We start from the raw sequence: 11,439 nt of genomic DNA, 5'->3' as shown, positions 1-11,439 counted from the left end.
TCGTGACCGTGAGGGTGACGTTCTCGCTCGCGAGCGCTTCGTCCACCACGGTGCTCGTGACGTCGTCGACGGCGCCGGCGGTGAACGAGGGAAACCGGTGCGCTTCGCGGATGCGGGCGGCCAGGTGGGCTCGGTCGGTCTGCACCCCGCCGAGGTTACCGGCGGCCCGGCTCGACACCGGCGGCGACCCAGGAGGCACGAACAGCCCTGTTACCTGCGAATATGACACGTCCCTCTGATGGATTTGGTGGGCTCGGGCCATAGCATGAGCCCACCCCGGGCGCGCTGCCGAACACGCTGTCGAACGTTCATGAAAGGGGCTACGGCGTGTACCAGCGCGGCACCGGACAACCGGGTGCACCTGGAACGCCGGCCCACCGACTGCGCGCAGTCGCATCGCTCAGGAGAAGCCTCAGGGCAGCTGCGGCGCCGAGCCCGGCTGTCTGCTCGTCATCCAGCTCGGGAACTCCGACGCGGGCCGGAACCTCGATGTGTGCAGCGATGTCGTCGCCGGGCCGCTCGAACACCATCGACGTGGCCGCGGCCACGATCTCGTGGTTGACGCTTCGCGTCTCGTCCCGATCGAGCACATATCATGCGCTGTGCCGCAGCCCCGGTCTGAGCATGACCAGCAGATGCTGAGGGCCCACCAGAAACAACACGACCGCGCTGGACATCACCCCGAGAGCGACCTCCCAGCCATGAGGACTGCGCCGCGTGCGGTCACCAATTCAGCTCCATACGAACCTGCGCATCGATGACGTCTGCGACCCGCAGCTGCCGGGCCAGGCTCCAGCACTACTGCTCGGCGCCCGAGTCAGGAGTCGACGACACCGTTGCGCCTGGTGGTCATAGACCCGACATACGTACCGGTCACTGGTCATCCACGGACAACGTCATCGACTCGATCACCGCTTTCGCGGCACCCAGACATTCCTGGCTTGTTTCCTGCGTCCCCCGGTGAACATCTCGACGAAGTCCGGATTGTACGACTTCACCACCCACTCACGACCACATTCATCGCACACCGCTTCGGTTCCGATCTCACGCCGCGTCGGATACCGATCGACTGCCAGAGGCTGCGATGTGAAGCACTTGTGCCCATCCTTGTGTCCTGTAATTCGGATGCCCACGAGGCACCTCCGTCCACGCTACCGATGTGCCTGGATCATAAGTCACACATTCCCGACTCAAGATCACTATCGTGCCCCGGCCACCTGCATCTACCTGGACTACCTCGCCCCGGTCTGCGCGGCGACCCGAGCGCCGCGACGTTCGTGCTACCGGGCCCAGGGCAGTGCAGTCCGCGTTGCCGTCCGAGGTGGTCGCTCTTCTGTGCGAGCCGCGGTACATCAATGTATCGATGCGTCCTTCGCCGACGGCGGCGTGTCCGACAAGGTGCATGGCGTATGCGAATGCTTTCGGCGCGCCGCTCGACCCGTCGATCAGCTACGGCCAGGACATGGTGTTCTCGCCCCAGCCCGACGATTGATCTGGTCACCGAGGTCTGGCACGCACGCCAGCACAGCGTGATCCTCAACCCGGGAGAGTTGCCGATCGTCGACAACCGCCGGACCATCCACGGCCGCAGCGCCTTCCAACCCCAGTCCGAGGCGGTGACCGCCAGCTCCTGCAGTTGCAAGTGTTCACGAACTACCCCGACTCACGCTTCGCCCGCAAGCCCGGATCACCGATCATCGATCATCGAGCCCCACGGCATCTGACCTCTCCTAGACGAGCCGAGTCCACACCCTGCATACGCTCCACCGGTGACCACAACCCCCGAACAAGAAGCCGCCAACGAAGCCGGACGCCGCGCCACATCACGGCTACTCCGTACGCTCGGCCCAATCGAGAACAAACGCGCAAACGCCGGCTACCCGATCCATCCGCACAGCAGCCTCGCTCTCGACCACCAACGAATGCCGGGACTACTCGTCAGCCACAGCGTCGACCGTGCGCTCCACCACTCGCTGGACTGCCTGTGGGGCCTCGACCAACTGCTCAAGGAGACCGGGCCACAGCACTACGCCCCCTACCTACTCATACGCGGCGCGCTCGAATCAGCAGCAACGGTCATCTGGCTACTCGACCCAGACGACCGCACCACACGCCTGCAACGCCGCGTCGCCATCGAAGTCAACAACGCGAAAGAAGCATCCAAAGCCATCGCCGCCGCTGGACGCAGCGACGACCACGACCCCGACCGCTGGGAAAGTGACATGAGCGCGCTACTCGACAGCGCCGGTCTCGTACTGAAGGACTGCCAGTGGAAGGGCTACGGCGCCATTGTCCGAGAGATCGACGCCGCCCCGCAAACCGTAAGGTCCACCGAACTTGCCTGGCGGGCATGCTCGGGCATGTCACACGGCAAATTCTGGTCGCTCCAGATGTTCGCCGCCGAATCCAACCGTCGCGACATCGGCAACGACGCCATCCAAGCCGACTTCACACCCAGCTATCACGGCCTGGCCATCGTCCTCGACGCCGTAGTACGAACCATCCACCACGCCGATACCCTCTACGACACACGCCGAAAAGCCATCCTCTGAAAACGCTTCCCCACCCCCGCCGATGTCGCCGGCCGAGGCTCCGCGGGCCGGCCAGTTCGGCCTATTACGTCAGTACGCCGAGCACCCCGGCACACATCCCCGGGCAACCGATACACACAACCTCCCCGTGCTCCAGCCCCGTGCCGCCTGTTCAGCCGTTACAGCAGCGAGGCCCCCAAACTCCTTCCCCGGACTGGTTGAAGCGCTCTCCTACGCGTTCAGGGGCCGGGACGGCATCGTGGATGGTGAGGTCCTCGCCCAAGGGCCGGCACTGACGAACACACCAGATGCGCCCTGATTCGCTGGCCACCACCGGTACGGATGTTCTCAAGGTCGCAGGTTCTCGCCTCCCATCAGATGATCCAAAGGCTCGTCCACCAGTTCTCCGATGAATCGGCAGACTGACTCAGCGATGTTCCTGATCGTCGCCTGTGCCTCCTTCAACTGGTTCCCACCCTCGGCACGCGCCTCGATCAATGTCGTGATCGCCAGCTCGTCCATCAGTTCCTTGACTGCGGCAGCGTACGACTCAGGGTGGCCGTCATCGTCATCCTCCGACAAGTGTTCGACCCCTTCCCGATTCTCGTCTTCGGACTCGGCCGAGCAGTTGGCCACGGTGGATAGTCGCTGCTCGATCTCGTGCAGGTAGTAAGCGATGCGCGCCTGGATGAACCTGCCGAAGGTGCGGTCATGGGTGCCGCTTCTGGCACGTAGACAGATGTCCTGCGCGGTCGACAGAAGCGAGTAGGGGTCCAACCGGCGGTGCGGAAGTCGATCGGCTGCGGCCAGATCGGCGACCGCAATCGCGTACCTCGACAATCCTATTGCCGTGAGCCCTGTCGCTTCACTGGCATGCAGGAACTCGTCGATTTCGACTTTGGATACGAGACATCGGATCACGTCCAAGTCATCTGGATCGGTGGCGTAGGCCTTCTCCAGTTCCTCGGTGTGCTTCTTGAGGTTGACGATCGCCTGTGCCCTCCTCTTGGCGCGCTTCCCTGCCTCGTCGTCGTCATAGATCGTCATCAGTTCCGTGACGATCGGGTCGATCCGCTCGGGGAATGCTCGCCGATAGCCACGCGAATGATCAGGGTCATCGGCGTACGCCCAGTCCAGTGCGCACAGACGGGTGATGATCGCGTTCAGCTCGTGCCACCAGATTTGCCCGTGCACGGCGGACCACGTGCCGTCGTCTGCCTTCTTCCCGATAAGCACACCAGCGACCGCGGCGAACGCATGAATCTCACGATGGGCGTCGTACTCTGCCAGCGCCTGAGCACGGGTTTGGTGGAACTCGGCCAGGGCGGCCGCGACTGGTCGACCGAGGAGCTTCTCGGCGGCGACTTCGTGGCCCTTCCAGTCGATGAGGTCATCGAGCCGCCTCGCCAGCCCATCGCTTTCGACGTCCGAGCTCACGTCCAGCCTGTACAACTGGACCAGCGCCCATGCTGCCGTGCGTGCGCAGCCTGCCGCGGACTCCTTGACCCCTCCAGAACGTTCCTTCTCCGGGATGCCCGTCGCCAGTTTGTGGCCCTGCGTCGCGTGCTCCAGTGCCGATTTGATCGCTTCGTAGCGGTCACCTGGCACATCTGGCCGCGTCATTCGGATCGCGATGTGGCAACGTGCCTTCGCCGCGGTCTCGAGGTCACGGTTCTTCTCCGCATCTTCGGCGACCTGCCTGAGGAGATCGACCGGTGCGTTGGCACTCCACGACCTGGCATGCTCATCGCTCTTCTGCCCATCAGCGGTCATCCTGGCGATGCAATCGATGAGCTTCGGAGGCACGAAACCTTTCGTGGCTATCAGGTAATCTTGCGTTTCACGCAGCACCATTAGCGCCGGGTCGACGGATAGACCTTCACTGTCGAGCCGGAACTTTCGCGATAATGTGGCCGTGCTGTAGGGGACGCCTGACCCCTTCTTCAGATCGTTGTATTTCTTGAGGAGTCCCTGGAGAAAAGACAGGGATGGTTTGTCTGGAATATCCAGGTTTCGCTGCGAGATCATGAAGGCTAAAGCCCTGATCTGAGGTTCTACAACACCGCCTGGCATCGGTCGTCCTCTCTGCGGTTCGGAAGCGGGGCTGTCCCCATCCACTGCCAGGAACAGTTGTTGCACCGGACTTCTGGTTCGCTGGAATCGTTCACATGATACGCGTGCAACGTTTCACGCGACTGGATTTTCGGCGTTTCAGCGGCCACGAGAGTCCGTGTTGCATCCGGTTCGGTTCGGCTAGAACAATGTTCAACCGCTCACCCGGCGGCCTCGACCTCCACCAGAAAGGCCAAGGCCATGTACACGCCCATCTCCCGCGACAAACCGGTAGCGACCCACCTGCCGTCGCACGCCGCCCGCAGTCGCACTTGTCTCCGCCGCACGGCGTGCGAAGTCACCCGCCGTTCTCAATCACCGATGCAAGCACCGCTGTCGGGCGAACAGTTGCGCCGCGTGTTTGAACCCGACGCGCCGCTCCTGCACCTCCGAGGCGGCCTGAACGAGGGCTACTGCCGGGACGTCGTCACCACCACGACCCGGTCGCTGTCCTACGCGCCGTACGAGAAGACCACGAACTCGGCGGAGATCAGCCCGATCGCGAAGTTCGGCCCGACAGTCTTCGACTGGATCGGGAAGGAGTTCTCGCCGTACCTGGACGAGACCGAGGTGGCCTCCCAGAGAATGCGCGAAGTGTTCTCGCATGAGAACGTTCCGCATCCGCTCGATGTGGCACTCGAGTTCCTGCGGCCGCTGTGGAACGGCGGCGTAGCGGTGGCCGACGAAGCTGGTCGCCCGTACTTCGCCGGCGTCCTGCGAGACATCGACGGGGGCGCCCTTCCGCACATTGACCACGCGCGGAAGGAGACACCCAACCTCTCGATCGGTCGAGTCGTCGCCCAAGCGAGCCTCCTGTACTACGTGGAGGTGCCCTCGGCCGGAGGCGCCTTACGCGTCTACGACAAGGAGCCGTCACACGAGGACGACACGCATCACACGCTCGGGTACGGATACTCCCCGGAAGCGATCGCCGGGGTGTCCTTCACGGGTGTCACCCCGAGCACGGGCAGCCTGGTCCTCTTCCCGACCACCAGGATCCACTCGGTCGACCCGATCGACGGACAAGGTCGGCGGGTGACCTGGTCGGTCTTCCTCGGGCTCACGCCCGAGGGGGACCTGCTGCTCTGGAGCTGACCGACATCAACGCTGGTGGGGCCGTATCCGTCGGAGGCGGCCCCACCAAGGAGCAACCATGACCAACATCGAACTGCACCGGCACAACCCTGAACTGATGGACTTCACCACCCGAGTCGCCGAAGTCCATCCCAACGGCATCATCGAACTCGAGGCCACTGCGTTCTACGCACGGTCCGGCGGACAGCACGGCGACACCGGTCTCATCGGCGATGTTCGCGTTCTCGACACCGTCTACGACTCCCACATGACCCGCGTGCTGCATCACTGCGACCCCGATCACGCCAAGACAATCAGGTCCGGCGAGCTTGTCGAAGCACAGGTATCGGCCGATCGCCGACGGCGGACCATGCGACTCCACACGCTTCAGCACCTTGCATACATCGCCGCCGTCGAGTCATTCGGGCCTCGCCGTAGTACCGGCGGCGACATCACCGACCAGCGCGCACGAGTCGACGTTGAACGCTTCCCCACCGACGGCCCGATAGTCGAGTCCGAGATCGTCGACTTACTGGAAGATCTCGTCCGACGAGACCTCCCTATCCACCGGTACCAGGACCCTTCGGACCCCAGCAAGTGGTGGTGGAAGATCGACGGGTTCGACGCCATCCCGTGCGGCGGCACCCACCTCACGCGCACCGGCCAGGTCGGGGACTTCACTCTCCTCGTCAAGAGAAAGGGAGCCGCCCACGCACGAATCACCTGCACCTAGCCCTCCGAGGTGACGTACCGACAGTCCGCGCCTCCGGTTTCGAGTTCAGCTACGGCTCTAGTCATGTCGCGAATACGACCGCTGGCAAACCGTTGAGTCGCCGTCCCGCCCGTTCCGTCGAGGGGCTGGCGGGACGGCGGCTGTCGAACGCACGTGGGCGTACCTCCGCTCCTTCTGAGCGCCAGGCAACCAGCCGTATCCTCTACCCGACCTGTGCCCGCGTAAGGCCGAGACCGCAGATGCATCCCTCTGATCTGAAGCACCGTGGCCGGTGGTACGGCAGCCCGTACTCTTCCCGCACTCGATGGAGTAGACCATCGCCCGGCTCACTGTTCGTCCCAGGGCTCTCGCGGATTTCGTAGCCGGCGAGCTGATCGAACAGCGCCTGCATGACGAACATGCTGTACCGCGGCTGGTACTCGCCCTTGGCGTAGACGTCCTTCCGAAATCGGTACGCCTCGAACACCTTGATCTCGATCGTCTCGACCAACCAGTCATTCTCTGAATAGAAGGAGACCCTTCCGACGAGCTCGCCTCTGAGCCTGACCTCCAGCCATCCCTGCTTGACTTCGCCAGGATCGTCGCAGATGACGTTGAGTGCATTCCGGGCCGCCTGATCCCGCTCGGCCCAATCCACGGTCGTCTCGTTGGTCATACGGGTCAGGTTCGCACACGGAGGACGCAATCACGACGAGGATCCTTGGATACCCCGCGGACGGTCTGCACTCCGCCTCGTAGCCTCATCGGATGCCTCTCGATGACCAGCTCTGCCGGTGGACCCAGCACGCCGCCCACGTCCGCGGCAGCCTCGACCCGATCCTGGGCGCCTGGCCTGACGACAGCCAAAGGGCCAGGCGCACCGCGCTCCGCGAGTTCCAGGCCATCACAACCGCGCCCGGAACAAATGCTGAGCTGCGCGCGCTCCTGTCCGTTGTCCGTGATGCTGCCCAGACCGCGCACCTCACGCTCGTCACCGACGATCGGCTGACCGTCCAGACCATCGACGACGTCATCGCAGACTTCGCCGAGGAGTACCGGACCTCACTGGTCCTCGCGCTCACCGCCAACTACGGTCTCTCCCAGAACGTGACCCGCTGGCTCGAAGCGAAGACGTCCGATCGAGCCACCGGCGACCACCTGGACCTGACGACCATGACGTTCGTCGCCGAGGCCAGCAACCGCACCCTCCCCATGTCCACACTGACCGCTGCGAGCACCGCCGACCCGGTCGTCATGACCCCCATGAATCTCGCTGCGTCCATGCAGGCCTTGACGACCGGAGGAACACCTCCCCCGATCTTCCGAATGTCCTACCAGCAGTGGGTCACCAACATCTACGCAGCCTGGGAAGACACCTACCGGCCCCGCCTCGCCGCCGCACACGGGGTCGACGAGGCCGGCGAGCCGTGGACGAAGAACGACATCGGGTCCGAGTTCTTCAACGAGATCCGGCAGATCCGCCACGACATCTCGCATAAGAAGGGCGTGTGTGTCGAGAGCGCCGGCACCACACTGATCGGCTGGGGTAAGCCCGGCGAGCCGATCGCGCCGACGCCGCAGCAGATGCTCGGGATGCTCGACCTGTTCCCCCACGACGAGCTGCGGCGCACACCGACCAGAGCCACCCGCACCACCGACCGCCTGCCTACCAGTTCGACCTCGAATGGATCGAAAAGGTCAAGGCCCACGTCGAGGCGATCGAGCCGGTCAAGAAGAAGCGGCCCGCCGTCCTCAAACAGGTCATCGACGACTGGATGAACCACACTCCGGCGGAATGACAACGCAGTCCCCGCACCAACCGGGTGCGGGGTCCGTTGTCAAGCGCGGAGGTGGGAGCCGCCTCGCTGGCGGCACCGTCAGCGCCGAAGATCCTCATCGTCGGTGCGCCGGCTGACCCTGATCAGACCGACGATGCGGTCGTAGGGGTCAGCATCACCGTCGACGAGCACCGACGTCTACTCTCCGACGCGCGCGAGCGAGTCCGTACGGGCACCGACCGCCCACTGCTGGTGACCATCGACGTGGCCACCGTCGTCCTGGCGCAGCCGCGGGATCTGCGCGAGCTTCTTCAGGAGATCGCCGACGACGGTCCCGCGGCCGGGGTGCACCTCAACATTGGAATCAAGCCCGGCCCGCACCCGGTCACCGGCCTCCACGCGATCCGCCTGACCGGCCACGGGCACCAGCGCTCGTCGACGGGGAACCCGCCACTGCACCGCGACTGTTCGCCGACTACATCCGCGACGGTGACCTCACCGACATCGACTACCGCCGGTTCCTCCGGTTCACCGAGTCCGCCGCGCAGTAGGCGCCTCGTCCAGTCGGCCGACATCCGGTTGCGCCGGGGCCTCGTGTCGGTGCCGTACGGCGTGGTCTCAGCGGGAAACGCGACCGGCAACGTCGACGATCGCTCGATCGAGCAGCGGACAGATCAGCAACGCGAACAAGTACCCAACCGCGGGCGATCAGGTAGGGCGGCGAGCACCGTCGCGAGACCGATCCACACCGGTGTCACCAACGTCGTAGCCTCATACAGCTAACAGGCGGCCCTTCCAGGTCACCGGTGCGCCGGTGTCAGCAGATCGGGTCGGGTTGTTGCGCGCCGACCCTCCTTCGGCCACACGGCACTACAACATCACAGCCACCCTGCCGTGGCGGCAGGGACAGCGGTGTCCTGGCCGCGGCTGTCCCGTTGCTCGATGAAGTCGTACTCGTGCCAGGCCGCCTCCAGGATCGGATTGTGCCCGAGATCGCGCAGATCTCCGAGGCCTTGATGAAAGGCCCACGTTCGTCGCTCCGGGTCGTTGAGGATCCCGAGAAGCGCGTCGACTGCATCCGCTGCTGGCATGCAGACCCAGTATTCGAGCTCACGTAGGGCCATGGTCAGCGAGGGTATCGACGAGCCTACTCCGTACTCCTCCAGGGTTGAGTTCCCCAGGTAGAACTGATCACTGGTGACAGTGATACCGACAATCGGACGATCGTCCGGAAACTGGTCGAACGGTGCGGTCCTGCTGCCGATGAGGATGGCCGTGCGGTCGAGTTGCCGCCGGGCGTGCGTGAGATACCGCTCTGTCAGAGTGGGAAGCGAGGCGTCGCCGGCCCGTGCGCCGAGCGTCAGTCTGGCGGATTTGCACTCCACGAGGATCACCGCTCGCGGCGTCACCCAGATCCAGTCGACACTCTTCTGCCTGTCCTTGCCCTGGCGATACTCGATCTCTCCGGACAGGTCGGCGCCTGCTATGAGGCTGAGCTGTCGACCGACATATGCCTCGGTGCGCGCGCCCATCACCTCGGCAAATCTGTTTCCCCACTGGGCGATACCGCGGTAGTACAGGTTCGCCGGAAACAGCGCTCGATCAACAAGCATGGTCTGTGGCGACCAGATTCCCCGAGGGCCGAGATCGAGAAGGGGCCGAGCTGTCAGTGGATTGAACGCATAACGCTGAAGATGATGAGGCAGGGGCGGCACCGTTGCGTCCGACGCCTTCGCTTCGGCAACAGTGGTCGTGAGGGCTCGGGCAAGGGTCTCGATCTGCTCACGCGACACTGCACGGTGGAAGACCTCCTGCATGTTCGGCTGATCCAGAATCGCGGGATCGAACCGGCCACCATTGTGGGCGACCCACGCGCGGAGGACGAACGATGCACGAACGGCGTCACGCAACTCCATGCCGAACACTTTGGTCCAGTCGAGAGACGGACCGAGTGCCGGATCGTCGAACAGCGCGTAGACCCGGGACAGTTCCTCGAACTCGGATTCTCGGTAGGGGAACTGCTCATACGCCAACGGTGTCATGATCCCCCCGAGAGTGAGCCCGTCCACCTCGCCGCCGGTGTTGTTGAAAGCGTGCAACAGCCGTTGCAGTGATGCAGAGTTCACCATGCCGTGTCGATGTTCGTTCCCGTACAGAACCGAATCCCTGGCGATCGCCGAGATCACCCAGGGGGTATCGAGCCGAGGGTCCACCGGTCGCTCCTCTGCCCGCTGCAACGCGGCGCCAGCAGAATACGCAGCCAGAACGGGAATCAGATCCGACGGCCGATACCGCCGAACCATCTGCCGAAACTCCAGGTAAGTCGGAGAAAGACGCTCGTTCCATATCACGCACTGCATTCAACAGGGCACATACGACATCGGGGCGTTCATCGCTCCGTGTCGGTTCGCTCCATGCTGGGCGTGACCGGGCTGCTACGTAAACGCTTGTGAACACGGTAGAACGACAACGTCCCCCGCATTTTCCTACCGATCACGCCCCCGCAGCGCCGCGCGCCGGGCGGGAACTCAGTCGCCGAGCATCTCGAGTTGCCATCGAATCCGATGCCATCGTTCGATGACGTCCGGATCGTCTGGGTCATGGCCGGCGGCCTTCCACCCTGCTCAGCCCTCGGGGTCCATACCTGATTGGACGTACTGGGCGGGCCCCTGGTTCCGTTGGCTCCACGGACCGGACATTCCTGGCCGGTCAGCTCAGCAGTGGGTGCGGGTTGGTCGGCGGCTTTACGTGCCTCCAACGCCACAGCATCAGCGGTCAACGCGCCGGCCCCGGAGGGCGGCGGCGATGCCGGTGACCACGTCGTGGTGGCGCATTCGTCGGTGCAGTAACAGCACCTCGATCAGTGCGCGAGTCCCGGCGGCGTCACCGTGCGCCTTGACTGCCGCGGCCCACCACGTGTCATGGGTGGGGGTGAATTTCCCTGCGCGGCGGGCTTGTTCGAGTGCGGTCGCGCCGGGCAGGGCGCCGGGTTTGCGGGTGAAGATCTCCAGGTAGTGATCCAACTCGAGTCGGGTGGCGCCCTTGGTCATCAACCGCTCGTGGGTTGCGACCGGGGTCCGGCCTTCGTGGATGATCAGGTCCGAGGTGAATCGCCCCGGGTCTGTCGGAGGCTCTCGAACCTGTGAAGGATGGAGAGCATGGCAGCACCACGGAAGTACAGCGTTGAGCTGAAGGAACGAGCAACGAGAATGGCGGTCGAAGCCCGCCAGGA

General features: G+C 64.1%; 9 protein-coding genes and 1 pseudogene. 5 read left to right on the top strand and 5 right to left on the bottom strand.

Annotation, left to right across the window (positions count from 1 at the left end; all coding sequences use genetic code 11):
* Positions 1-320: 320 nt before the first annotated feature.
* Positions 321-590, bottom strand: a complete 270-nt coding sequence (locus WAX14_RS10950) for a hypothetical protein (protein WP_422628105.1) — start codon at positions 588-590, stop codon at positions 321-323.
* A gap of 1,179 nt (positions 591-1,769) precedes the next feature.
* Here WAX14_RS10950 and WAX14_RS10945 point away from each other — a divergent pair.
* Positions 1,770-2,552 (top strand): hypothetical protein, encoded by a 783-nt coding sequence (locus WAX14_RS10945; RefSeq protein WP_422628104.1) that lies wholly within the window; start codon positions 1,770-1,772, stop codon positions 2,550-2,552.
* A 327-nt stretch (positions 2,553-2,879) separates the two neighbouring features.
* Here the strand turns inward: WAX14_RS10945 and WAX14_RS10940 are convergent, their stop codons facing one another.
* Positions 2,880-4,604 carry a hypothetical protein gene (locus WAX14_RS10940; protein WP_422628103.1) on the bottom strand — a complete coding sequence of 575 codons (1,725 nt, stop codon included), beginning with the start codon at positions 4,602-4,604 and terminating at the stop codon, positions 2,880-2,882.
* Between the two features lie 396 nt (positions 4,605-5,000).
* On the opposite strand from WAX14_RS10940, the gene WAX14_RS10935 reads away from it, so the two are divergent.
* Both WAX14_RS10935 and WAX14_RS10930 read left to right on the top strand, forming a co-directional pair.
* Positions 5,001-5,738, top strand: coding sequence for a 2OG-Fe(II) oxygenase (locus tag WAX14_RS10935; RefSeq protein WP_422628102.1), 738 nt, complete (start codon positions 5,001-5,003; stop codon positions 5,736-5,738).
* A gap of 58 nt (positions 5,739-5,796) precedes the next feature.
* Complete coding sequence (locus tag WAX14_RS10930; protein WP_422628101.1) at positions 5,797-6,450, top strand: hypothetical protein; 654 nt, start codon at positions 5,797-5,799, stop codon at positions 6,448-6,450.
* A 202-nt stretch (positions 6,451-6,652) separates the two neighbouring features.
* Here the strand turns inward: WAX14_RS10930 and WAX14_RS10925 are convergent, their stop codons facing one another.
* Positions 6,653-7,105 carry a hypothetical protein gene (locus WAX14_RS10925; protein WP_422628100.1) on the bottom strand — a complete coding sequence of 151 codons (453 nt, stop codon included), beginning with the start codon at positions 7,103-7,105 and terminating at the stop codon, positions 6,653-6,655.
* A 92-nt stretch (positions 7,106-7,197) separates the two neighbouring features.
* Between WAX14_RS10925 and WAX14_RS10920 the strand changes: the two genes are divergently transcribed.
* Both WAX14_RS10920 and WAX14_RS10915 read left to right on the top strand, forming a co-directional pair.
* Entirely contained in the window at positions 7,198-8,208 is a 1,011-nt protein-coding gene (locus WAX14_RS10920) for a hypothetical protein (RefSeq protein WP_422628099.1), read from the top strand.
* Between the two features lie 71 nt (positions 8,209-8,279).
* Positions 8,280-8,990 (top strand): hypothetical protein, encoded by a 711-nt coding sequence (locus tag WAX14_RS10915; protein ID WP_422628098.1) that lies wholly within the window; start codon positions 8,280-8,282, stop codon positions 8,988-8,990.
* A 95-nt stretch (positions 8,991-9,085) separates the two neighbouring features.
* On the opposite strand, the gene WAX14_RS10910 is transcribed toward WAX14_RS10915, so the two are convergent.
* Both WAX14_RS10910 and WAX14_RS10905 read right to left on the bottom strand, forming a co-directional pair.
* Positions 9,086-10,420 carry a hypothetical protein gene (locus WAX14_RS10910; protein WP_422628097.1) on the bottom strand — a complete coding sequence of 445 codons (1,335 nt, stop codon included), beginning with the start codon at positions 10,418-10,420 and terminating at the stop codon, positions 9,086-9,088.
* A 555-nt stretch (positions 10,421-10,975) separates the two neighbouring features.
* Positions 10,976-11,439 (bottom strand): annotated as a pseudogene (locus tag WAX14_RS10905) (hypothetical protein); the annotation flags it as partial.

Origin of the sequence: Rhodococcus sp. (in: high G+C Gram-positive bacteria) (assembly GCF_049299235.1) — a bacterium.
Taxonomy (GTDB): domain Bacteria; phylum Actinomycetota; class Actinomycetes; order Mycobacteriales; family Mycobacteriaceae; genus Rhodococcus.
The sequence above is the reverse complement of the archived record's forward strand: the minus strand, read 5'-3'. Positions and strand labels throughout refer to the sequence as shown.